Annotated in this window: 29 protein-coding genes; 17 read left to right on the top strand and 12 right to left on the bottom strand. The window is 68.7% G+C overall.

Annotated features, from left to right (window positions below; translation table 11 throughout):
* Positions 1 to 370: 370 nt before the first annotated feature.
* Positions 371 to 1,960: a flagellar biosynthesis protein FlhF gene (locus DBO33_RS42115; protein WP_159080848.1), complete on the top strand. Its 1,590-nt coding sequence runs from the start codon at positions 371 to 373 to the stop codon at positions 1,958 to 1,960.
* A 170-nt stretch (positions 1,961 to 2,130) separates the two neighbouring features.
* Here the strand turns inward: DBO33_RS42115 and DBO33_RS42110 are convergent, their stop codons facing one another.
* Both DBO33_RS42110 and DBO33_RS42105 read right to left on the bottom strand, forming a co-directional pair.
* On the bottom strand, positions 2,131 to 3,024 hold the full coding sequence (locus DBO33_RS42110; RefSeq protein ID WP_159080847.1) for a protelomerase family protein: 894 nt from the start codon (positions 3,022 to 3,024) through the stop codon (positions 2,131 to 2,133).
* Positions 3,025 to 3,117: 93 nt separating this feature from the next.
* The gene (locus tag DBO33_RS42105) at positions 3,118 to 4,893 is read right to left on the bottom strand and encodes an FtsK/SpoIIIE domain-containing protein (RefSeq protein ID WP_107661250.1); all 1,776 of its coding nucleotides are present in this window, start codon (positions 4,891 to 4,893) and stop codon (positions 3,118 to 3,120) included.
* 241 nt (positions 4,894 to 5,134) lie between these two features.
* Here DBO33_RS42105 and DBO33_RS42100 point away from each other — a divergent pair, with 241 nt between their 5' ends.
* Positions 5,135 to 5,488 carry a PDDEXK family nuclease gene (locus DBO33_RS42100; protein ID WP_107661249.1) on the top strand — a complete coding sequence of 118 codons (354 nt, stop codon included), beginning with the start codon at positions 5,135 to 5,137 and terminating at the stop codon, positions 5,486 to 5,488.
* A 335-nt stretch (positions 5,489 to 5,823) separates the two neighbouring features.
* On the opposite strand, the gene DBO33_RS42095 is transcribed toward DBO33_RS42100, so the two are convergent.
* Positions 5,824 to 6,081 carry a hypothetical protein gene (locus DBO33_RS42095; RefSeq protein WP_159080846.1) on the bottom strand — a complete coding sequence of 86 codons (258 nt, stop codon included), beginning with the start codon at positions 6,079 to 6,081 and terminating at the stop codon, positions 5,824 to 5,826.
* 149 nt (positions 6,082 to 6,230) lie between these two features.
* On the opposite strand from DBO33_RS42095, the gene DBO33_RS42090 reads away from it, so the two are divergent.
* Positions 6,231 to 6,575 carry a hypothetical protein gene (locus DBO33_RS42090; RefSeq protein WP_107661247.1) on the top strand — a complete coding sequence of 115 codons (345 nt, stop codon included), beginning with the start codon at positions 6,231 to 6,233 and terminating at the stop codon, positions 6,573 to 6,575.
* A 715-nt stretch (positions 6,576 to 7,290) separates the two neighbouring features.
* Here the strand turns inward: DBO33_RS42090 and DBO33_RS42085 are convergent.
* The 6 genes from DBO33_RS42085 to DBO33_RS42060 all read right to left on the bottom strand — a co-directional run bounded on the left by DBO33_RS42085 (position 7,291) and on the right by DBO33_RS42060 (position 11,339).
* A complete protein-coding gene (locus tag DBO33_RS42085) occupies positions 7,291 to 7,683 on the bottom strand; it encodes a hypothetical protein (RefSeq protein ID WP_107661246.1) in 393 nt (130 codons plus the stop codon).
* Entirely contained in the window at positions 7,676 to 8,458 is a 783-nt protein-coding gene (locus DBO33_RS42080; protein WP_107661245.1) for a hypothetical protein, read from the bottom strand. The genes DBO33_RS42085 and DBO33_RS42080 overlap by 8 nt, the downstream gene beginning before the upstream one ends.
* Positions 8,455 to 8,766 (bottom strand): hypothetical protein, encoded by a 312-nt coding sequence (locus DBO33_RS42075; protein WP_107661244.1) that lies wholly within the window; start codon positions 8,764 to 8,766, stop codon positions 8,455 to 8,457. The genes DBO33_RS42080 and DBO33_RS42075 overlap by 4 nt, the downstream gene beginning before the upstream one ends.
* A gap of 53 nt (positions 8,767 to 8,819) precedes the next feature.
* A complete protein-coding gene (locus DBO33_RS42070; protein WP_107661243.1) occupies positions 8,820 to 9,218 on the bottom strand; it encodes a hypothetical protein in 399 nt (132 codons plus the stop codon).
* Between the two features lie 51 nt (positions 9,219 to 9,269).
* On the bottom strand, positions 9,270 to 9,854 hold the full coding sequence (locus DBO33_RS42065) for a hypothetical protein (RefSeq protein ID WP_159080845.1): 585 nt from the start codon (positions 9,852 to 9,854) through the stop codon (positions 9,270 to 9,272).
* Positions 9,855 to 9,989: 135 nt separating this feature from the next.
* Entirely contained in the window at positions 9,990 to 11,339 is a 1,350-nt protein-coding gene (locus tag DBO33_RS42060) for a hypothetical protein (protein ID WP_159080844.1), read from the bottom strand.
* Positions 11,340 to 11,541: 202 nt separating this feature from the next.
* On the opposite strand from DBO33_RS42060, the gene DBO33_RS43440 reads away from it, so the two are divergent.
* Positions 11,542 to 11,694: a hypothetical protein gene (locus tag DBO33_RS43440; protein WP_159080843.1), complete on the top strand. Its 153-nt coding sequence runs from the start codon at positions 11,542 to 11,544 to the stop codon at positions 11,692 to 11,694.
* A 981-nt stretch (positions 11,695 to 12,675) separates the two neighbouring features.
* Here DBO33_RS43440 and DBO33_RS42055 read toward each other — a convergent pair.
* A complete protein-coding gene (locus DBO33_RS42055; protein WP_107661240.1) occupies positions 12,676 to 13,116 on the bottom strand; it encodes a hypothetical protein in 441 nt (146 codons plus the stop codon).
* A gap of 149 nt (positions 13,117 to 13,265) precedes the next feature.
* On the opposite strand from DBO33_RS42055, the gene DBO33_RS42050 reads away from it, so the two are divergent.
* Positions 13,266 to 13,859, top strand: a complete 594-nt coding sequence (locus DBO33_RS42050; RefSeq protein WP_159080842.1) for a hypothetical protein — start codon at positions 13,266 to 13,268, stop codon at positions 13,857 to 13,859.
* Positions 13,860 to 14,537: 678 nt separating this feature from the next.
* Here the strand turns inward: DBO33_RS42050 and DBO33_RS42045 are convergent.
* Complete coding sequence (locus DBO33_RS42045; protein ID WP_107661238.1) at positions 14,538 to 15,104, bottom strand: DUF3558 domain-containing protein; 567 nt, start codon at positions 15,102 to 15,104, stop codon at positions 14,538 to 14,540.
* A 115-nt stretch (positions 15,105 to 15,219) separates the two neighbouring features.
* Entirely contained in the window at positions 15,220 to 16,428 is a 1,209-nt protein-coding gene (locus tag DBO33_RS42040; protein ID WP_107661237.1) for a hypothetical protein, read from the bottom strand.
* A 665-nt stretch (positions 16,429 to 17,093) separates the two neighbouring features.
* Here DBO33_RS42040 and DBO33_RS43435 point away from each other — a divergent pair.
* The 12 genes from DBO33_RS43435 to DBO33_RS41975 all read left to right on the top strand — a co-directional run bounded on the left by DBO33_RS43435 (position 17,094) and on the right by DBO33_RS41975 (position 22,551).
* Positions 17,094 to 17,348 carry a hypothetical protein gene (locus DBO33_RS43435; protein ID WP_159080841.1) on the top strand — a complete coding sequence of 85 codons (255 nt, stop codon included), beginning with the start codon at positions 17,094 to 17,096 and terminating at the stop codon, positions 17,346 to 17,348.
* A 55-nt stretch (positions 17,349 to 17,403) separates the two neighbouring features.
* Positions 17,404 to 17,886: a hypothetical protein gene (locus DBO33_RS43430; RefSeq protein ID WP_159080840.1), complete on the top strand. Its 483-nt coding sequence runs from the start codon at positions 17,404 to 17,406 to the stop codon at positions 17,884 to 17,886.
* Positions 17,887 to 18,225: 339 nt separating this feature from the next.
* Entirely contained in the window at positions 18,226 to 18,693 is a 468-nt protein-coding gene (locus DBO33_RS42020) for a hypothetical protein (protein WP_107661233.1), read from the top strand.
* Positions 18,694 to 18,751: 58 nt separating this feature from the next.
* Entirely contained in the window at positions 18,752 to 19,039 is a 288-nt protein-coding gene (locus tag DBO33_RS42015) for a hypothetical protein (protein WP_107661232.1), read from the top strand.
* 96 nt (positions 19,040 to 19,135) lie between these two features.
* A complete protein-coding gene (locus DBO33_RS42010) occupies positions 19,136 to 19,330 on the top strand; it encodes a hypothetical protein (RefSeq protein ID WP_107661231.1) in 195 nt (64 codons plus the stop codon).
* On the top strand, positions 19,327 to 19,665 hold the full coding sequence (locus tag DBO33_RS42005) for a hypothetical protein (protein WP_107661230.1): 339 nt from the start codon (positions 19,327 to 19,329) through the stop codon (positions 19,663 to 19,665). Before DBO33_RS42010 ends, DBO33_RS42005 begins: the two co-directional genes overlap by 4 nt.
* A gap of 107 nt (positions 19,666 to 19,772) precedes the next feature.
* On the top strand, positions 19,773 to 20,201 hold the full coding sequence (locus DBO33_RS44530; protein WP_159080839.1) for a hypothetical protein: 429 nt from the start codon (positions 19,773 to 19,775) through the stop codon (positions 20,199 to 20,201).
* 171 nt (positions 20,202 to 20,372) lie between these two features.
* A complete protein-coding gene (locus tag DBO33_RS41995; RefSeq protein WP_107661228.1) occupies positions 20,373 to 20,756 on the top strand; it encodes a hypothetical protein in 384 nt (127 codons plus the stop codon).
* 133 nt (positions 20,757 to 20,889) lie between these two features.
* On the top strand, positions 20,890 to 21,222 hold the full coding sequence (locus tag DBO33_RS41990) for a hypothetical protein (RefSeq protein WP_107661227.1): 333 nt from the start codon (positions 20,890 to 20,892) through the stop codon (positions 21,220 to 21,222).
* 114 nt (positions 21,223 to 21,336) lie between these two features.
* Complete coding sequence (locus DBO33_RS41985; RefSeq protein ID WP_107661226.1) at positions 21,337 to 21,792, top strand: hypothetical protein; 456 nt, start codon at positions 21,337 to 21,339, stop codon at positions 21,790 to 21,792.
* 51 nt (positions 21,793 to 21,843) lie between these two features.
* Positions 21,844 to 22,158, top strand: coding sequence for a hypothetical protein (locus DBO33_RS41980; RefSeq protein ID WP_107661225.1), 315 nt, complete (start codon positions 21,844 to 21,846; stop codon positions 22,156 to 22,158).
* A 195-nt stretch (positions 22,159 to 22,353) separates the two neighbouring features.
* Entirely contained in the window at positions 22,354 to 22,551 is a 198-nt protein-coding gene (locus tag DBO33_RS41975) for a hypothetical protein (RefSeq protein ID WP_107661224.1), read from the top strand.
* The last annotated feature ends 3 nt before the right edge of the window (positions 22,552 to 22,554 follow it).

Below are 22,554 nucleotides of genomic sequence, written 5' to 3'. Positions count from 1 at the left end.
GAAACGAAACATGCGTACCCAAGTTCTCTAGAGAACTTGGGTACGCATGTTTCGTTTCCACCCTAAGGGTGTAATGGTCACCCAGGGTGGAATAAGGGGGGATTTTGAGGGGTGGAATAGCCCTAGTAAGGGGGGAATGGAGATGGGGGAAGGCGATCTTCGGTGTATTAGGGCCTATAACCTGGTGTTTCTCTGTTCATGCTTCAATTCTACTGCCATTCCACCTTGATTGCAACTCATTTCACCCTAAAATCTCCATTCCACCTTACACGGTGAAATGATTTCATCTGTGATAGGGTGGGGTGTAATGATTAAGGGGCCCAGCGGGGCCGAGGGCATTGGAACTTTCGGAGAGGAAATCATGTCCCCAGTGACGTTGCCGGAATGGGTAGAGGACGCAGCGAAGCTCCCCCGGGTGCCGATCGGCCAGGTGGTCTCCTGGTGTCGGTGGCCCCTTGAGTTGAGCGAACAGATCGAGATCTCCGAGGGGGACACTCTCGCCTCGGTCGCGGCCGGGGCATACCCCATTCGCTGCCTCGCCTGTCATAGCGAGCATCGTATTGACGAGCTGACGGACAACCCCGATCCAGACCTGCAGGCGCTCAAGCACGTCGCATGCCCGACTTGCGGGACTGTCGGGCTGTGGCCGCCGAATCGGCCTGTGCGGGAATTGAAGTGGGCAAACAAGGACTTGTGGGATGCCTACGGCAGTGATGGCCCGCTGCCGCAGGGCGAGCCGGTACTGGTGCCGCGGCTGTGTGGGCATGAGGTACTGCAGCGCAAAGCCAGCAGTCGGCAGCCGACCTACTGCGAGCAGGCGCTAGCGGGAACAAGGCAGGCTCACATCTCGGGGAAGGCCAGTGATGAGCGCGACGCGCTGGTGAAGAAGGCCGCCGAGGCAGCACGGGAGATGCCCCCCGCCCCGGTGCACGGTCTGGTCTTGGTGCCGGCTCCTGCTGACGATGTTGAGGAGGAGGGCCCTCAGGACGGGGCTGAGAGCCCCGTGGAGGCGTCGGTGGTCGAGGTAGCGGAGATGCCTGCGGTCGAGGCGCTTGAGGCTGTACGGGTCGAGCTGGCGGCCGCTCGGCGTCTGGCTGCCGACGCTGCGGTTCGGGTGTCCCGTGCGGACGAGAAGTTCGGTGTGTTGGCGGAGGCGGTGGCCCGGGAGCGGGCCGAGCTCGAGCGGCGATGCGCCGCCGCTGAGAAACAGGCCAGCGATGCGCGGCAGGAATTGGAAGGGGTCAAGCGGGAGGTGGCCGCTGCGGAGGATGCGCAGCGGCGTGCTGAGGTGCGTGCTGAGCTCCTTGCTGAGCAAGTGGATGCGGTGCGGCGGGGTGAGCTGCAGGAGGTGGTGGCATCCGCGCTGGATCGGCTCGGGTCGCGGCGCGGCGCTGGTGATGTCCCGCGGGTCAGCAAAACGCAGCTCAAGATGATCCTCGGGATCGGTTCGGGTCGCCTGATCGTGATTCGCGATGTGGCGGGGGAACGCTGGTTCATTGATGGGAAGCCGGTCGCCAATGGGCCGATCAAGACCTTGGACTCGCTGCTGGAGCGCAACTTGATCGGCGGCTGGTCCGAGGATGCCGAGTATGCGCGGGTGCAGCTGATCGGCGAAGGCGTCAACATCTACAGGAAGCACACTGACAGCGAACCCGTGGAGGTCAGCGAGAGTGCGGATCTGGTTGTCGAGGACGGTATTGACTCGGATGCGGTGCCCGATCCCGATGCGGCGGTGGTCGGGGGGTGGAAGCCGATCCGGGGGGCGGTTGATAAGTTGCTGAATCGCGTTGGAGTGGGTGGTGTCGGGCGCCGGGCCGACAGGTCGTGGCGGTTCGAGGGGGGTGGCCTCCCGCCGATCCCGGCTATTCAGCACCTCAATTGGATGCTCAAGCACGACCGCATCCACGTCAAAGCCGATGGCAGTGTTCATGTGACCGAGAGGGACGTGGAGGGCGGATAGAAGGGTGTGACGAAACGGGCAGCTGGTCGCCGATGGTGCATGGTGGGCCAGCTGTTTCGTCTCGAAGTGGCGTGGTTTCGTATCGCTGGGCGGTACGAAACCGGTGGTGGTTTCGTTTCCCCCTGTGGGAGCGGAGTTTTCGGTGATGTGGATGTCGTCGTTGTGTCGGCTTATACGACGGTGAAGCCAATGTAATACGTGGTGGTGTCCAGGGATCCGGGTTTGTGGCCGAGGATCGTGTTCATGAATTGGATGTCGGAAACGTCGCTGGGAGCGAACAATTGGACGGCGATCGCGACGTAGGCCTCGCGTAGGTCGCGGGGTTTGATCTCCTCGCCGTGCGCGTCGTGGAATACCTGTCTGGCGTACTTGTTGATGTCACCGGCCCATCCCTGGGAGAACTCACTGTTACTCATGTTTGGGTCGAAGTTTTCTCGTAGTTTGGCGACCGCGGTCAGGATATGGTCGCGGGCGCCCAGGACCGGGAAGCTGTAGGTCATCTGAGCTCGGTCGGCGTCGCGGGTTTTGGCTTGACCGCTGAACAGGATGTAGTGGGGCCGGGCGGGGTCGGGGGCGAAGTGGCCGGTGCAGGCGATCTCGAATGGCCGGCGGCCGGTGAGTCCGCATACCGCCGCGATCGCCTTCGCGTTGCTCCAACTCTCGTTCACCACCTTGGCGATGAATTCCTCGCCGGCGGTGATGTATTCGCTGGCGTTGACCGGGCGCAGATTGTGGTGCTTGCGGGTGCGAAAGGCGACCAGGCGCGCGTTGTAGTCGTCAGTGCGGGCTTTGGAGTAGTGCATGGTTTTCAGCACGGGCGCGTCCTCGCCGAACGCGGCGCGGATCGCGTCGCGGTAGGCGATGATGACTTTGCGGTTGACGTCGGGGGAGTATCGCTTGCCGTCGCGCTTTTTCCTGGTGTGAATCCAGTAGAGCTCGTGCAGTGCCGCCCCGCTCCGGGCCTTCTCGGTGGGCAGTTCGCGCAGCCGGTCGATGAACGCCGCGATCCGCTCTTGCTCGGCGCGCGAGATCAGCATCGGCATCCCTTCGGCGGCGGTACCCAAGTTCTTGGCTCCTTTCCGTGAGCGTAGGACAGGTGGCTGCGAATGTGGCAGGTAGGAGGGGTTTTCGGGGTGTCCAGGGTTGGTCATCAGTGGTCAGTCGTTGCTGCGGTGGTAGCGCTGTTTGCACAGGTTGGAGCACCATTTGCGGCGGCGACCGGTCTTTGCCTGGGTGAAGTCCTTTCCACAGACGGGGCAGCGTCCGGTCTCGGTCGCTGTGGTGGTTGAGGGCCGAAAGTCGTTGAGGTCGTAGATGTTCGTGCTCTGGGGGTCGTATCCGGCGGGTGCGGGGTCGACATCGTCCAGGTCGACGGGGTCGATGTCGTCGGTGTCGTTGAGGTCGGGGACGAAGTCTTCTTCGCCGGGGCGGCCGTAGAGCTCGACGATGTGGGGGATCGAGTCGTCGGTGACGTGGAAGAAGCGACCGCGCAGGGCCTGGCCTCCGTCCTCGCCCTTGATGAACACGGTGCCTTGTGCGTCGGCGGAGATCTCGGCGCAGCGCACGCCTTGTTCGCGGGCGCCGCGGCCGAACACCATCAGTTCCTGGTCGCTGGGCAGGCGCATGCCGACGATGCTGGGGATCAGGTCGCGCAGCAGGTCGAGGACCTCTTTGGCGGCGTTCTGGGTGGCCATGATGACGGTCAGGCCGATCGCGCGGGCCTGGGTGAGCAGCTCGATGAGCAGCACCGCGGCGAGCTCGACGACCTTGATCTTGATGGTCTCGCCGGTTTCGTCGTCGATGACTTCGATGACGCGTTTGCCGGGGATCTTGAGCAGCGCCATCAGCTCGTCGATGATCAGGACATGGTGGGGGTCACCGGGTTTGGGGACGTGTTTGCGGTTGGGTCGGGCGGTGCGCATGGAGGCTTCGCGGCGTTCGTCGGCGCGCAGGGCCAGCACGGTCTTGACCAGCTTCTGCAGCAGCTCGAGGGCGGGGTCGACCTTCCAGACGAAGTTCTCGTAGAGCCGGTATCCGGCGGCCATTTCCATGCCGCGTTTGAGGTCGATCATGTGCACGACGACGACGCCGTCGCGGATGGCGGGGCCGAGCGCGGCCAGGATCGACCACAGCGCGCTGGATTTTCCGGCGCCGGTGACACCGGCGATGAGCAGGTGGTCGCCGCGGATGCGCATGCGCAGGGACTCGCCGTCCTCGCGCACGCCGACGCGCAGGGCGTCGAGCAGTTTGAGGTAGTCGCCGCCGTGTAGTGCGGGGTCTTCGGGCCAGAGCAGGGTGACCGCGTCGGCGAGGGGGTCGCGGGTGGGGATGTGGATGGTGTGCACGCCGTGGTGCACCCCGGCCCACTGGATCTTGTCGAGCATCATCATGTCGGCGAGGGTGGGCAGCTTGGCGATGAACTTGGTGGCGTCGGCGTACTCGTCGGGCAGGCGGATGTCGAGCTCGACGCCGATGGGGATGGCGCGGAAGCCGGGGTCGGTATCGGTCTCGTAGAGGACGGGATGGGCACCGGCGCGCTGGGCGGTGGGGTGGTGGCCCAGGCCCAGGGCGCACCAGATCAGGCGGGCGAGGCCGAGGTTGTCGATGTCGGCGAGGTGTTCGACGGTGACGCGGGCGAGGCGGTCGTCGATGGTGGCCATGGCGGCGTTGTAGCGGGCGCGGCGCAGGGCTTGTGCGGCTTCGAGGTCGCGGCGGTCGCGGGTGGAGGCGGCGGATTGGGTGAATATGCGGGCGACGACGTAGAGGGCGCCTGAGACGATCGCGCCGACGCTGCAGCCGGTGAACAGGGCCGCCAAGCCGAAGTCGGCGGCGACCCGGCCGAGGGCGTAGTAGATCCCGGCGAAGCCCAGGAGCCCGCCGAAGAACGCCATGATGGCGGCGTTCCACGGGTTGGCGAGTTGCTTGTTTTTCATGGGGGTCGCGCCGCGGTCATACCGGGCGGGCGGCGGTGTGGGGGGCCCGCCGCAGGGCGGAGGTCTTTCCGGCACCGGTGACATCAGCGCACGGCAGGTGCCGGCGGCGGGCGGGCGCGGTGCTGCTGGGGGTGTCGCCGGAGGGGGGTCCCCGGAAAGTCTCGAATGCTAGCATTCTGGAATTCTAGCAATCTTGTTCGGCCGCTCCGGTGGTCGTGCTCCGCGCGGGAAGAGGCCCGGTATGTACAGCATCGTCGTCAAGGGGTCAGCGCCCTCTCTCTCGTGCACGGAGAAGGAATTCCAGGAGCGGGTGATGGACCTGGCGAAGCTGCAGGGGTGGCTGGTGGTGCACATCCGCCCGGCATACCGCCAGAGCGGGAAAGTCAGCACGCCCTACACCGGCGACTCCGGCCTGCCGGATCTCATCCTTGCCCGCGCGGGGGTAGTGCTGCTGGTGGAGCTGAAGTCCGAGAAGGGTAAGCCCACCGCCGAACAGTTGCGGTGGTTGAAGGCGGCGGGACCGAACGGGTACCTGTGGCGGCCCTCGGACTGGGCCACCATTCAGGACGTCCTGGGGCGCAAGCGCCCGGCCTGACCCGGTTGCGCTACCCGAGGGGTGTGCCCCCGTCGCGGATTTCGGCGACGGGGCACACCCTTTCGCATACCCGGGTCGGCGCGGCGGCGGCCCGGTGCGCGGCGGTGGGTAACAGGGTGCCTGCCCCAGGGCATTGCCTGGGGTACCCCCGGGTCCTTGTCGGGGTAGTCCTGGTGGTGTCCCCCGGCTACCCCACCCGTGACGTGGTCGTGCCGGTGGTGATCCCCCGCTACCCCGACAGGTACCCCGGTGCCCGGTCGATACGTGCGACCCGGATCAGGCCAACAGGGGGTTACACCTTTTGCACCATCGGCACCGGGCCCGCGCGGCGGTGGCTATATCGCAGCGGGTTGGACGTTCTGCACGAACCAGTCCACGCCGAGGAAATCGTTGACGTCGGCGGCGGCGACGGCGATCTCCGCCTCGTTCGGCTCGGTGGTGAGCCTTTCGTGCTCGCGCACCACGAGCAGCGCGCGCTGCTCGCCGGTTTCGCGGTTGGCGATGATCACGAGAAGATGGCGGCTCGTCACCGGCGGATGCTGCCGTCGGCGGCTGCGGGTGGGCGCCGGTGCGACTCGGTGGTCATAGCTCATGATCATTCATCAGTGGCCCGACTCCGGACCTCACACACCGGTGCCGTATCCGATGGTGCAAAAGGTGTAACCCCCTGTTGGCGCCCGAGTTCGGGTGTCAGTGCCTCGGCTGTCTTGAATGAGCGTCCGGCGCGGCGGACGCTGATGGTATGGGTGATGACCCTGCCGAGGCGGTAGAGATCCTGCTGCAGCTGGACGCGCAGCTTCCGAGTGCCGATCCGGAGGTGGCACGGCTGACCGAGCAGATTCGGGCCGCGCTGGATCCTGTCACCCTGGACGCTGTGGTGCAGGCCTATCGCGCGGGGGTGCTGCACCTGTTCGAACTGTGTGTGTCTGCGTCGGCCGGCGCGGCGGTGACCGAGCATGACATCCGGTACATGTACGAGTCCGTCCACGCCGGGTTGCCCGCCGGGTTGGATCGGGCAGTCATCGCAGCGATGGACGAGCGGGTCGCCCGCCTGATCTGCACCATCGGCACCCTCGCCTCCGGTTAGGGGCCTGCGGCGGCGCTGGATCGGGACGGGTTTGGACGCTCTGAAACCGCCAACGGCTCACCGGGCAGCTGCCCACCGGTCGGGTCGGTGGCGGTGCTGTTGCATCCCCGACGAGCCGACCTAGCGCGGGCCAGCTGCTAAATGGTTCGGGTTGCCTACTGCATCAGTTTGATGCAGTACGACATTCAAAACTTGGCCTAATCGGCGCCATGACCGAATCCGAGCTGCCCCGGGTCGATTCCTCATTGCGCCAGGTATGTACGGCTCGGGTCAATCGGTGGGGTGTGGCCCGGCCAGGGGTGTCGTCGCGCAGGAACTCGAGTACGCGAACGTGCCTGCCCCGGGGCAGCCGAGCCGCGGGTAACCGCACCGCCGCACCGCCGCGGCGAGTGTGGCGGGGTAGCCCGGTTGAGTGCGGGGGTAGCGCCTGTGGCGCGGTGTCCGATGTCCGGGGTTTGCCTGGTGCGCCTGCCCCGGGTGCCCCGGGTTCTGTGACCGCGCACCCCAGGCCGGTAATCCGGTAACCCGGTCAGCGGCTACCGGATTGACCCGGGGCATACCCCGGCATACTCCCGCATACCCCCGGAAGTATGCCGGGGGTATTCCGGGGTGGCGCGGTATGGCGCGCGAGTAGTACCTCGGGTCAGGCGGGAGACGAGGTGGGCACCGGTTCGGTTATCGGTGGTGTTCTCGTGCGGACCGCAGGTGCGGGTCGTCAGGTCTGCGACGGTGCCGGGAGGTGCCCGAGCGTGGAACCACACTCGCCGTCGTCATCGAGGGGCAGGTTGCAGGTCCCCCACCCCGCCGGTCGTTGGCAACGCGCGATGGTGGCGTCTGCGAGGGGACGCAGGAGCGCGGCGAGGTGCCCGGCGGCGCGCACGGTTGCCTGCCAGCTGTCCTCGGTGTAGGCCCCGGCCGCACGGTAGGAGTCCATGTGGTCGAATCGGGCTCGGTGGAAGGCCCTCTGGGCGGCGGCGAGCGCGGCGGACTTTCTGCCGAAGGCCATCGTCGCCTCGTCGAGCATCGACGCCGCGCCGGTGTTGTGCGGGCTGCAGGCGAGGGCGTCGAGGGCGTCAGCGAGCGCGGCCGCGGTCAGATCTTTAAACATGAGGTGATGGTGTTCCTGTCGGGGTGAGGGTGGCGGGTGCGTGCGGGGTCGGGTGGCTGGTGGTCTGCTTGGCGGTCATGCCCATCAGCGCGGGATCCGGTGGGCAGCCGGCGATGCGGTAGGCGGTGCGCAGGCATGCCTTGCAGGTCGGGGTGCGCTTGTCCGGGGGGTCGCGCTGGTCGAAGAGCAGCTTGCGCGACCGCGACGGTGTGCAGCACAGCGAGGAGCGCTCGCTGCGGCGCAGCCGTCCGATGCTTACCGGTTCGGTGGGCAGGATGTGGTCGGCACCGGAGACGTAGTTCTCCAGGTGCAGCGGGCCGGAGTAGTTGTAGGCGACCGTGACCGGTACCGGCAGCGCGGCGGCCAGCCGCAGCCAGGCCTCGTCGGCGGCTCGGGCGCGGGCAGCGGCGGCTTGTTCCTGCGGCGTCGGAATGTCGGGGCGCCGGGGTGGTACGGGTGGTTCGGGTTCGGCGGCCGCGGCCAAATCGAGCAGTGTCAGCTCCTGCAGGGTCGCTGCCCGGGCACCGGTGAACGGGGTGCCCAGCACCGCGCTGGCCCAGGCGCTGCGTCCGGCGGTGAACGCGGCGACCCGCCGCAACTGTGACGGGTCGACGAACCGGCAGTCGCGGTGGCGGGCTTGCTCGCGCAGCTGGGTCAGCTGCTCGGCGGTCAGGGCCGTCGCCAGGGCGGTGGAGAGCAGGCCCGCCGATGCCGTGGCGGATTCAGTTGGGGCGCTGATTGATTCGCTTTCCGAACTCGGCTTCGCAGGGGTCATTGTTCGATCTCCACACCGGATTCCGGTTCGACGTAGTGGGGTCCTGCCCAGCTCCCCAACGTCCCCCAGGCGCGGGCGCGGTAGACGCCGGGCGTTGTCGGGAGCCCGATGAGGTCCGGGCAGTCCGCGAACTCTCCGACCAGATCGGCCAGCCAGCAGTCATATGCGGGGTGAAAGTCGGTGGGGTCTGGTCGTGGGCAGCTGTCGGGGTGGTCCAGGGAGTAGCCCGGTCCCGGGTTGCCCTCGGCGTCCTCACCGTCGAGGTCGATGGTGAGGGTGTGCCATTCGCCGTAGCTGTCTGCGTGCATGGGGCGGTCTTTGTCGGTGCGGGGCGGCATCTTCTGCGGGCGGGATACGGGCGTCATGCGGTGGGGTCGGGGCCGGGTGCTCCGGCGGGGACGTAGGGGATCTCGCCCAGGACAACGGTTTTCGTCTCCACTGACCACGGGACGGTGGCGTTGTGCTGATCGGCCCAGCGCTGGGCCTCACCGGCGTCGGCGAAGGCGGCTTTGACCTGCTGCGGGGCACCGCAGGAATCCAGGTCGCTCATATCGCGCATGACGGCGTCGATACCGACCAGATGGACGGCGCCCGGGTCGTCGGCGGGCACACGCCCCAGGGTCTCGGCGATGCGCGTGACAGTTCCGGCGAAGTCGATGCTGGCGCGGACGACGGCCGGATCGGCGGCCGTGGCGGTGGCGCGGCAGAACGCGAGGACGGCGGCGCCGAGTTCGGCGGCGATTTCGTGGGTGGTGGCCATGTCGTGCTCCTGTGCTCGGCGGTGGGGGTTCGGGAACGAGGGGCGCAGGGGTCAGCCCAGCCAGTACCGTTCGCTGCTCATGTCGACGGGGATGCGGGCGAAGGGCTTGGCGGGGTCGGGGGTCAGGCGTGCGTGCCAGCCATCGGGGGTGCGTGTCCAGCTCAGCTGTCCTTGCCAGGTGCGGGTCAGCTCGTCGGCGCAGGCGGCGAGTTTGGTCTCGCTGACCAGATCGGCCCGGCCGACACCGTTGCGTCCGGGCAGCTTGTAGAGGTCGATGTCGATGCCCTCGGCGTCGACGCGGGTGTCGATCGGCGGGGTCTGGCGGCGGCGGAACGCCCACGCCAGCTCACCGAGCAGCAGCGAGGTCTGGGTGACGGTGGTGTCGGGGCGGCTCATCCGGTTCTTGCGGGCCAGCGCGGGCCAGGTGCGGCGGATGTGAGCGGCACGGCGTTCGCGCTCACGGCGCACCGGGTCACCGGCGACCAGCCAGGTGCGCCAGCCCCACCCGTAACGGTCGGCGACCCGGTAGGCGGCCCAGGCGAGTGCGATCAGCAGCGCGACGGGCAGGAAGACCGCGAGCACGGCCATCGTCTGATCGAACTCCGCGTGCTGGGTGGGGGTGAGTTCGCTGGTCATCATGTCCTCCCGGGGCCGCGTCTGCCGTACACAAGAATTCTAGCATTCTAGTGTTCGTTTGGTACATGGTTCCTAACCGCGATGTTTGGTCATGTTCGCCCAAACCCTCACGATGTCTTGCGTGAGGGGCGGTGCTCAGTCGGTGGACGCGGGCGGCAGGCCCAGCGCGGGAGCCTTCGCAGCCCGCGGCGGATAGGTGTCGGTGACCGCTTCGGCCATGGCGACGCTGAGCGCGGCGGCCCGGAAGCGGGTGGTGCCGGTGAGGTGGTGCTCGAGGTGGGCCATCCCCGGGGCGTTGGTGGTGGCGCGCCGCCGCGCGGCCGCGGTGGTGCCGAGCGCGGCGGTGGCGGAGTCGAAGGCGATGCGGGCCGAAAGATGTTCACCGAGGCCCTTTTTCGGGATGGAGGCGTTGGCGGTGAGCAGCACCGCGATTCCGGCGCGGCCCCCGAGGATGATCAGGTCGCGCACCGCGTCGCGGTTGGCGCGGGCCGCCGCGGTGGCGCCGGCGAGGTAGGTGTCGTAGCCGTCGAGCACGAGCACGATCAGCGGGCAGTCGGGCTGCGGGCCGGTGGCCCAGAAGTCGGTGTTACCGCTGCCGGGCAGCATGAGCGCGGCGCGCTGGCGGCGGTGGGCGACGACCTCGGCGAGGCGGGCGCGAGCCGCGCCGATGTCGTCGCCGAATAACCGGGCCCGGGGATGCCCGGCCAGGAAGCCGTAGTCACCGGTGCGCGGGTCGGGGGTCTTGCCGTCGCACACGATGAACAACACGTCCGGGTTGGCGGCCATCTGGGCGAGCAGGCTGGCGACGAAGCGGCTGGCGCGCACGCTGTCGCCGTGGATACCGACGCTGGGCGTGACCGAGAAGTCCAGATGGACCGGCTCGGTGCGCTCGTCACGGCCACACCACAGCCGGGTCGGATCGGCGGTCACGGCCTGGACCGGCGGGTTCGGGTTCGGGGCGGTCAGCGCCAGGCGCACCACCCAGCCACCGCCCGGGCGCGGGGTCCACGACAGCTGCCCACCCCAGGCCGCGCTCAGCGCGGCGGCCGCCCGGGTGAGCTTGGCATCGGTCACCAGGTCGACGCCGTCGGAGCACGGGAACAGCTCGATGTCGATGCCGTAGGCATCCACGCGGGTGCGGATCGCGGGGACCTGCGGCTTGCGCACGTGGGCCGGAAGCCGACGCCCCCGCAGCCACCGCTCCGCGGCGGTGAGACCCGGGCGGCGACGGCTCATCCGCCACTCCTTGGCCAGCGCGGGCCAGGTGCGCCGGATCCGGGCGGCCACCCGCTCGTGCTCACGGCCGGTCGCGTCGGCGCTGAGCCAGGTGCGCGCAGTCCAGCCGCGGGCCCCGGCCGCGCGGTACCCGCACCACACCACCACCAGCAACACGGTCACGACCACCACGACCAGGGCGGCAGGCACCAGGCCGGTCAGCCACTGCAGCTGCGCCGGAAGCGTTGTGGTGGTGTCGAACTCGTTCATCGCAGGCACCTCGTGGTCGGCCGGGCTTCTCTGTTGCAAGAATTCTAGCATTCCCGAATGCGGTTTGGTCGCTTTCGACCTAACTGCATTGTTTGGATCAAAGTGACCAATTATCGATGTGAGGCGCTTCGGTCCCGGACAGCCACGGACACCCACACCGCCGCCGGGAACCCCCCGCACGCGGCTCCCGTCCAATCCGCACATGGACCACGACGAGCGCCACGCCCTCCTCGCCGCCGGCATCGATCCCGACGACCTGCGCGCGCAGCTGCGGCACGCGGCCGTCCGATACTGGCTACGCCACCACGCGATCGCCGCCGGCATCCGGCCACGGCACCGGCGGCCGCGACAGTGAAACGGCCGGTGAGCCTCTCGAGTTCAGGGACGGCGGCCAACTGGTCCGCGGGCTCTGGAACATCCTCCATACGGCGGGATCTCATCCCGGCAAGGCCGACGCGCGCGACACACGTGAACGGATGCAGATCACGACGAGCGTGGCGAACCGCCTGCTTCGGCACTTCTCCGCGGTGGACGCGGACTAGAGCGCAGGCCAGCTGGAAAGGTCGGATCACGATGTGGCGGCGCGACTCCGAAGGGGGCGTGGTGCCGGATCGAGGCGGCGAAGTTCGGAATCGGCGTAGCGCATGTCCCGTGTGATCGGTGAACGAGCATGTCTATCAACATGATTTCCGGTCCGGCCGAGAGTTTTGCGGTGGGCTTCCGCTAGCACACGGAAGCCCACCTGGAACACCCCTTTGCTCGCCACATCTCACTGCGATGAGTCCGGGGAACAGCGCGTCCACCAATCTGGGGCAGACCTCGCTGTGATCGCAACTGTGCTATGTCGGACGTCCGTCCCACAAGCGAGTGGGACGCGAAACTGTCCGGATTCATGTCCGCCCAGTTGAACCGGTATCGCCGCGACCGGTAGCAGGACAGCCGGTCCCCTGCCGCGCGCTCGGAGGCCGGGCGGGCGATATGATGTGCGAAGGTGCGTACGAAACTGGAATAGAGATGGCCCCGGTCCCGTGCCAGCGGAACCAGGCCCAGGGGCTGGCTTACAGCCAGCCGCTCTCCTGTACAGCACTCACAAGTCGGTAGACCGCCCATACAGCGTTTACCAGTGAGGCCGCTGCGGATGTAAGAACCGCAGCGGCTTTTCCTTTGTCTACGAACCAGGCGCGTTCAGTGGCGAAACCGCCACCAGGTGCACGGAGTCCAGCCGCGCGAGTATCGAACTCGTTCATGGCGAGAGCGCTGAACCGCCGCCGGGGATCGGATCGAGCCGAGGGACGCAAGCGCGACGGCCGGGTTCCTCCCGCCCAAGACAGCACAGCTATATATCGATGTGCCAGCTCGTGGAGCCGCCGAGATCGAGGTGCACAGCCACTGTGGTCGCGGTGGCCGACGTGGCGAAGGGCCAGTCACCAGGCGCGGTCGCCACGGCCGGGTCCGGGAACTGCGCCCCCGGCACGGGCGCGAGCACGCGCTCGGCGGCGGGGAACGCCGCGCCACGCACGCCAAGGTGGTGAGCAACGCCCGAGGCCTTGGTGCACGGTGTCGCGCACGCACTCCCCGACGCCGCGGTCGTCGAGGTATCACGATCGGTAGTCAGCACGGCCACCGACAGCACCCCCATGCCCAGCATCGCCACGGCGAGCAGGCCTAGCAGCGCACGGCCCGAGAGCCGTCCGGCGACCTGTAGCGGGATCAACGCGTGATGGGCGATACGCAGACCGATCGCACGGCGACGGCCAGAGATGTTGGGGCGGTTCATGATTCCTCCGAGACGGGGCAGAAACGCGATTCCGTCATCGTATCCCTAACACCATAGTTAAGGTAGTCCCAACCAAACATAGATGTATGGGCGAACCGATATAACTGGATAGTTCAGGACAACATGACTAAACCTGTACCATGCATCACATGGACACCATGGGACTACTGCGCCTGATCGGCCCCCTGGCCGCCGACTGCGTCGAGGATGCCCTGGCCACGCCGCTGAACAAGGTCCGCAAGGCCCTCGCCCTGATGGCACTGACCGACCAGACGCCCAAGATGGCGGACGTGGCCGCCGCCAGCCGGTACGACCCGCACGCACTGCGCCGCTTCGCGCAACGTGAAGGCATCACCCTGCCCACCCGCACAGTCGGGCCGGCGCCGCGGGTCTATTCCCAGCACGACAACGTCCACCAGCTGGCCACCGCGCTCGTCGGCAGCATCGACGGCACCGAACCCGGCGACTACTCCCCCGGCCAGACCCTGCCCAGCGACACCGAGATCATCGAGCGCTACGACGTGCTGGCCCGCACCGCCCAGGCCGCCCGCAAAGCGCTGGTCAACAACCGCCGCCTCACCGGCCTCGACGACACCGCCCGAGTCCTGGCCGCGCCCAGCGCCCCCGCCGAATCACCCCTGACCGAACTCGCCCGCGACACGCTCATCGCCGCCCGCGACTCCGCCGCCGCGCTCAGCGCCGCCATCGACGACGCCCTCGCCCAGCTCGACGGCAAGCCATGACCGCGGGCCCGGCGGCCGGTCGACGCGCTGGCCTGCACGCGGGCACAACCGCACGCGACAACCCAGCACCTCGGCCAAACACCCACGCCCACACCAGAACTGAGCATCCACGCAAGACTGCTGGCCGCGCAGATCGCCATCGCCGAACGACTACCGCCGCCACTGCCCCACCCCGATCCGGCCTCGCGCGTAGTAGGCTGCTGATGCACGAGACCGCCGGGAATCCGGCGATCCGAGCTTCCTTCAGCAACGCGGAGCGGCTCGTAACCTACTCACCGCGGTGCAATGAGGCCTCGCTGCTAGTTGATAGTGACTATCAACTAGCAGCGATTCTTTTTCTCCTCGCCGCCGCAGAACTCGGCGCTGGCCGAGATGTACCGCAGTGCTGCTGAGCCGCACCGACTTTGAGTTGCCCAGCCGGGCCGAGCAGGGCCAGGCTCCGCGCACCAGCTCCCCCGCGTGATCGTCCGCCGCGTGCCGGGTGCCTTCTGGATAATTAGTTAGTTTCCGTCGCTATCTATCGGCGAGGTTTGCCGAGCCTCCGTGCACATGGGACCGAAAATGCTTCCGGAAATGGCGGCGGCCCTCTCTGACCAGCTCCCTGAATCCTTCGCGCGCCGCGCCGCGCCGCAGGCCGGACCGGCTGCGCTGGCACCCACCACTCCCCCGTGGTGCTGTTCAGCTGCCCGCGGGCAGCAGCGGGACGACGGCGTAGGCGATGTCGGTGGCGATCTCGCAGGCATCCAGGGCGGTGGTGGCCGGGGTCTGTGGAACATCGGTCATGAGGTAGAGCGATCCGGCTCCCATCTCGATGTTGATGGTGCACCCGCCCGGCACGTCCGGGCGGGCCTCGTACCGCAGCGCCTTACGCCCGGCGAACGAGATGTCCACGGCCGCAGGGAATTTCGCTCGCACTTGACCGAGGGTGGCGTTGGTGGTTTCCACGACGAAGCCGTACCCGGCCCGGGCGACGTAGCGGCAGCCCTGCCAGCTGATATCGCCGCTGGTGTCGCGGCGTGGGCTCGGCGCCAGCGCATCCCAGCGGCGCTCGCCGAGGAACTGCGGTGTCAGCGCGACGCACGGGTCGAAGCCCGCCGTCGGCAGCGCCTGCGGCGCGGCGGCCGAGGACGGCGCCGCGTCGGCATGGCGTGCCTGCCCGCCGCATCCTGTCGAGGCCACCGCCAGCGCGGCGGCCAGCGCGGCGGCGATGCCGAACCGGGAGATCGTGGCGGCGGCGAGTCGCATACGCCCAGCATCGACCCGGCATCGTCGTCCCGGCAGGCAGCCGATCGGCGTGTCGGGTGCTGGCCGGTCACGCCTTCCCGCCCAGGGCACCCCGGCGCGGTGTCGTCGACCGGATTCAGGCGTTCACCAGCTGCGCGGTGCGGGCCCCGGCGCTGGGGTGGCAGCGCGGGCAGCGGCCCGAGGCGCGGCGTTCGGCGGGGGTGCCTTCGTCGAGGATATGGGTGATCCAGCGGTGGTCGGGGTCCTCGCACTGCTCGCACCACGGCAGGCGCGCGGGCCCCGGCGCCGCCACGGCGGTGGCGGCCACGGTGGCCGCCACCGCCGTGGCGGGCAGGTCCCGCACGATCTTGATGAGCAGCCCGGGTGGGTTGCGCACCTGCGCGGGCCCGCCCATATCGGCGACCGCGGCCGCGAAGCGGGCCTCGATGCTGGCGGTCAAGGCCTCAGGGGTCCATCCGCCCTGATCGAGGCGGGCCTCGATGCCCGGCGCGCAGACCCGGATCGCGCTGGGCTCGACCACATGCCAGCCCAGCTCCAGCCTGGCCATCAACGCTCGGCCGGCGCGCGCACCGGTGGTGGCCGGTGCGGAGCTCGCAGGCACGCGAGCGTTCGCCGTGCCCGTCGTGGCGCGCTGTTTGTGTGTTCTTTGATCTTTCCCTGCAGGTTCGTTCGTCGGATCGACGTGATGGTTCACGTCGGATCGCCGTGTACGAACACGTCGATCCGACGTGTTCGGGTGCGGCGCGGGGTCCGGGTCCGGCGAATACGTCGAATCGACGTGACTGATCCTGACCTGCGGTTCCTCGGTGAGGTCCACGATCGGGTGCACCGGCTCGGCGGCGGCGTTGCGGCGGGCGGCGCGTACGGCCGCGACGCTGCGCCCGGGCACCAGCGACCGGTGCGGGCCCGGGCGCGGGCGTGCGCCGGGGGTGGGCAGTTCGGCGACCAGCGCGTGCAGGTCCTCACCCGGGAACAGCAGGGCGGGCAGGTGCTCGCTCATGTGCACGGCCTTGGGCGCGGGTTTGGCGATCTGGTGCGCGCGCAGCTTGGCCATGTTGAGCCGATACAGGTTGGAGGTGCCGTAGCGGCGGGTCTTGGTGATCCAGCCGTGGGCGGCGAGCAGGGTCGTGGTGCGCACGACCGCGGACTCGCTCATCCCGGTCTCGAGCATCATCAACTCCACCCCCGGCCAGGCGGTGTCGGCGGAGGCCTCGTTGGCGTGCTCGGCGATGCAGCGCAGCACCGATTTACACGCGTGCCAGCGGGTGGAGGGGATATCGGCCAGATGCGCGCGGGTGACGAGCGCTTCGTGGAGGTGGCTCACGCCAGGGGTTCCTTTCCTCGGACCCCGGCAGCCGGTGTGAGGCGCGCACACCGGCGATCACGGCACGTGTGCGGCGTGGATGGGGCTCGCAACATGTCGGCCCTATCCGCTATCGTCGTACACGTGCCACACCGAAAGTGTGGCTCTCACCCAGCTTCTGGGGTTTTCCTGGCCCGCCCTCTCAACATCGTTTGGCAGCGATGAGAGGGTGGGTTTTTTTCTTGTCTCGGATACTGCTGCTGTCAGGACGCGCACGCCCCCGGGGTGCTGAACCCGGCAACAGCTCACCGGCCGCGCGGCCGTGACGCGATGGCTCTCCAGCCTGCGTTACCTGCGGTAAGAGCCGGTGCGTGGTTCACACAGTAGTGCCGTCCCGGCGCTGCCAGCAACCATCGAAAAACCTTCTCCCGCACCGGAAACCAGCACCGCCGCACCCACAGAGGGGCGGTTCGGTACGAGCGTCCTAACCATGCTGTTAGATCCCATGTACCCAAACTCTCTCTAGAATGCTAGAATTGTGGAAACAGTGATCATGGTACGGGCGGCCGAGCCGCCGCGCCCCATCAACTCCCTCAGGCGACCGGTGATCAGCACCCGCCTCCACGACCAACCTCGCGCGCCCCCGGCCCCTTGGTTTCGCGCCTCGACCAGAACTCGGAGACTCCATGAACATCACGCTGCTCATCCTCGGCCTCGGCTGGGCGATCGGATTCCCCTTCTTCCTCGGCTTCGAACATTTCCTCAGCCTCCTCACCGGCCGCGGCGGGCTGGCGTCGATCATCCTGCGCGCCGCCGTCTGGCCGGTCCTGAACCCGTGGCGCCTGATGCGCGCCGTCCGCGACCACCGCGCCGCCCACCCCCGGCCCGCCCCGAGCCGCGCCAGTGCCGAGGACTCCACGATCGGCCAGGACACGCCCTGACGCCCTCCCCCCTCTGCTCGGCGGCGGCGCGAATCGGCGAAAGGCACGAAATCCCATGGCACACCACGTGTTCAAAGCAGCACCCGACCTCGACCTCTACATGTGCTGGTCCACCGTCGCCGACGGGCACGTGGCCATCGGCGACCGCGCACGCCTGCTCACCTACCTGCGCCGCCACGACGGGCACAGCCCCGCCGAAGCCGAGGCGATCATGGCCCGCGCCGACGCCACCGGCACCAGCGCCCGCCCCTGCCCCTGCACCTGCACCTGCACCTGCGACAACGACAGCGGGGCGCAAGGCGACTGGAACGACAGCGGCGTGATCCTCGACCAGCGCTGGCTACCCCGCGCCCGATTCGGCGACTACATGCGCGCCGTGCTCACCGACAGCCCCGTCGACGCGCTGCTCGAGGACCTCGACAGCGCCGGGGACGCAATCCTCACCATCGACCTGTCCGCCCTGACCTGCGCATCCCCCGATCCGATCGAGGCCATGACCGCGCACACGAAAACCGCTGCCCGGCAACGACTCCCATGACCATCGCTGTTCCGGCCTGCCTCGATCCCGCATTGTGTGAAGACTGCGGGCACCGTGCGGAGATCGAACCGGGGCTCGGGCTGTGCCAGCACTGCTACAACCTGGGCCGCTGGCCACTGAACCCCGACGGCTCCGTGCCCGCCGACACCGCCGAGCGCATCGACACCCTCGCCGCTGAATTCGCCGCCCTCGTCCACGACACCACCGGCCCCGTCGCGGCGCGGCGCGCCCGCATCGACGAACTCACCACCGGCATGGACCGCACCCACCTGATCGCCCTGGCCATCGCCGCCACCTCCCTGACCGAACCCGCGCAACGACCCGAGAGGAACCGTGCCGATGTTCACCGACGCCGAGCGCGCCCTGCTGCGCACACTGTGCTCCCACATCGGCGCAGCTATCGCCTGCCCGGACTACAACATCGCCCGCCTGGCCGAGGGCACCGAATCCGGCGGCGGGCAGGGATTCCGCTTCCGGATCGGCAAAACCGCGATCACCGGCCAATGGCATGAATGGCTGCTCACCGGCCGCGACCGCCACGGCCGCCCGACCCGCTGGCGTCACGGCCGCCTCCTGCGCGAAGCCACCATCACCTACACCCGCCTGCACCGCTGGATCGACTCCCTACCGGCCTCCACACGTGCCCAAGCCGTCATCCACTGGCGCACCGCCCCCGTCGACACCCGCGACCTGCCCGCCCTCGAACGCCTCACCCTCACCGCCATCGACGACACCGCCCCCGCCACCCTGTTCGACCTCGACACCACCACCCACCAACGCCTCCTCCAGCTCGCCGACCGGCCCTGACCGGCCCGCCGCCCCGCACACCGTCCGCGGTTCCCGTTCTCTGCCAAGGAGTTCCGATATGCCCGAGCCCACCATCCACCCCGGCGAACTCGTCGCCCTCACCAGCGACCCCGACGTGATCGGCATCGTCCTGCACACCAGCGCCACCGTCGAGGGGCTGCGCCCGGCCACCGACCTGGCCCCCTTCGACTACACCGACACCACCGACCGGGACAAGCTGCCCGTGCGCTGGTTCACCCCCGACGGGCAGCCCGAGGACCACTGGGAAGACCGCGACGACCTCACCCCCATCAACCCCGGCCACGTCCGGCTCACCCGCGTCGACTTCACCGCCACCCACCCCTGACCAGCCACCCGATCCGGCGCGGCACCGCCCCCTCCCGGCACGGTGCCCGCTCAGACATCGTGCGTGAAATCCTCACCCCCGCAAGGAGTCTCCCGAATGGACTACGACGATATCCAGCCCGGCGACACCGTCACCATCACCCCCCGCGACCGCATGGCCGCCGCCGTGGTCCGGAAATTCATCTCCACCAGCGCCTGCAGCATCGCCCCGACCGGCACCCAATACGTGCGCCTGATCAACCTCGACGGCGTCGAGGTCTTCAACTTCCCCCACCAGCTCACCCCCCGATGACCGAGACCACCGAACCCGGCAACACCCCGGCCCGCCACGGCGGGCCCCCGCCCTACCCCGCAGCCGAGTTCGCCGCCGCGCTGGGCCCGCGCCAGCTCGGCGGGATCTACCACCACCACTACTGGCGCCGCAGCTACACCGTGCTCGACATCAGCGACCGCGACCCCCAGACGGGATGGGCCCTCACCGTCGAATGGCACGACAACGGTCCCGGCCCGCAGCCGACCCGCCACTGCACCCCGTGGGACCCCCGCGACCAGATCATCCACCAGCCCACCCCCCACGCCACCGCCACCGCCCGCCGCCGCCTCACCGAACTCGCCGACCACTTCTGACCGGCCCCGTGCCCGGCCACCACGCAGTAGCCGGGCACGGGGCGAGTGCTCCAACAGCGCTCACCCCCAACATCTCTCGTACATCCCCACCCGGAAGGACACCACCGATGCTCGAACCCGCCCTCGGCCGCCGCCTGCGCCGCGCCGGCGCGCTCGCCATCACCGCCGCCGTCGCCGCCCTGGCCCTCACCGGCTGCACCACACCAGAACCGGACACCCGCTGCGAGCACATCATCACCGACGACGACGTCGACGAAAGCGTCTGCCGCGCCAACACTCCCGGCTACACCTGGAAATCCGGCGCCCGCCGCACAACCAAGCCCAAGCCCGCCACCACGCCCGCCACACCGGCCACCAAACCCGCCGCGCCCGTCCCGCCACCACCAGCTGTTCCTCTCACCAAGCCCGCCGCACCCGCCAAGCCCGCCGCACCCGCCAAGCCCGCCGCACCCGCCAAGCCCGCCGCACCGGCCGCACCCGTCAAGCCCGCCGCACCGGCCGCACCGGCCGCTCCCGCACCCGCACCGCGGCGCTGACGTGGCGCCGGGTGGACGCACTGAGCGCAGAGCCCAGCGGCGCTCGGACACCACCGATGTCACCGCAACCCGGCATCGATCCACACCCCCGGTCGGCATCCTCGCCACCACCACCGCAACCCCATGCCAGCCTCACCCCACCGCCCGCACCCACCCGAAAGCGTGACCCGCATGAGCGACAACACACCCAGCCCCGCCGACCAGCTCAACTACACCCGCTACCCCGGCAGCCGAGTCCAGATCCGGCGCATCGTCGACGACCGCGTCGAATGGACCGCCGACCTCACCGAAGAACCCACCCCCGACCACGGTTCGCACCTGCGCCTGAGCTGCGCACACGCCCCGCTCAACGCCACCGGCGACCTCACCGAAATCCTCAACCACCTGCGCACCGAGCACCCCACCCGGATAACCCACGCCGCGGCCCTGCTCGACCGCCTCGGCGCCGTCGACGTCACCGTCACCGCCCCGCCGCCTCTCCACAACCCGCGCCCGGCCGCCCTCGACCCCGCCCCCGCGAGCGCACCCGAGCCCACCGGCGACATCGGGCTGTAGAAGCCACGGCAGGCAAAGCCCGCGACAGCGGGACATCCCGGCGCACAACCCCTTTCCACCACGCGGCGCCCGCTGGCGCACCCTCGCCCGCCCCGCCCGCCGCATCACCGAAACCCGAGAAGGAGCGCTCACGATGAGCCGCCACCTGAACTGCCAGCAGATCGAGGTCGAACCCGGCCGCTGGTACTACCTGATCGAAGACCCCGACGCCGACCCCGAAGACACCGCCTACGAGATCGCCGACGAGGAGAACCCCGACCAGAGCTGCAGCGACTGGCGGCGCACCGCCGGTGTCTACGGGCCCTTCCCCACCGAGGAAGCCCTCGCGCAGAACATGAACAACGACATCGACCACGGCCGCCCCGCCACGGTGATGGTCCAGCGCTACGAGGCCGACTTCGAACCCGACACCGTCCTGTCCGCCGCCCTGACCCGCGCACGCGCCCACGCCCGCGGCTGCAAGTAGACCTCGCTCACCACAAGCCCCGCACCCGGTGAAGGTGCCGTCACGAACACCGCACCGGTCGACGTCCTCGCGCTCCGCCAGGACCGCCGGACGCAATCGAGAAGGACACACCCGATGGCACCCTCACCCCCGGCCACACCCGGCCGAGAACTCGCCGCCCTCATCGCCACACAATCCACCCCTGTCCTGACCATCACCCTGATCGAACTGGGCCACCTCGACACACCCGACGACGCCGAACGCGACCTCACCGAGACCCTCACCCTCGCACTCTGCGCCCGCCACCGCAGCATCGCCGACGCCTTCGACACCTGGGCCTACGACCCCGACGCCGACCCCGAAGACACCACCGCGACAGCGGTCGTCCTGCACGCCGCACGACAGCTCCACCCCGAGGTCGACCTCCACGCCGTCATCCCCGGCACCACACTGCGCACCCTCACCGGTCAACGACCACCCACCACCATCGAAAACCCGTACACCCCAACCGGATACAACGGCACCGACCCCGGCACCGACACCGGACCCGACCCAACCAGCATCCGAAATGGCACGCCCCCGAAGACATAGCCGACTGCACAGGCAGCACAACCACGACACGGACAAACAGAGGACCCGCACATGGAAGCCGTCGACACCGATGCGCCCGAACACGTTGCACCGCAGCCGATTCCGACAACCAGTGGACTCTTCACCGCCGACCCAGCCGTGCTCGATATCCAGCCCGGCTCAGGCATCAACTACGTCGACTACTGGTGGAGCACCAACCACGACGGCCACCTCGTGCTTTGGCACCGCCGCGGCGAGCTCTATGGACTAGCCAACCCCACCCGAGAAATCCAGGAACACGTACACCCCAACCATCCCGTGCGCTACATCCCCCGCGTCTTCGTCCCCCACCGCATCACCCCAGGCTTGCTCACCCCCCTCACCTAGCGACAGACCGACACCAGCGCCTGCTCGCCGCCGCCAGCGGCTGGACCCCGCTCGAGTTCACCACCACCACCGACACCACCCTCGCCGCACGGCACTACCTCACCCAGGTCTGCGCCGACGCCAACCAACTACTGGGCGAGCTCACCCGCACCCACCAGCCCGGCACCGACGAAACCTGAACGGACACAACCACACATGAGCACCCGCCTGTTCTCCCCCGACGACTTCACCGCCCTCGGGTGCGCCCACACCCTGCTCGAAGACCTCGCCCTCGAACTCACCGGCGACGAACCCGCCGCGCATCGGATCCGCATCGCCGAACTCGCCGCCCACATCGCACTCGTCCAACGCACACCACCCCTGCCCGTGCGTACCTCCACCACACGACCCTGACCC

This window comes from Nocardia suismassiliense (assembly GCF_900269665.1).
Lineage (GTDB): Bacteria > Actinomycetota > Actinomycetes > Mycobacteriales > Mycobacteriaceae > Nocardia > Nocardia suismassiliense.
Note: the sequence above shows the minus strand (reverse complement) of the source record. Positions and strands in the feature narration are given on the sequence as shown.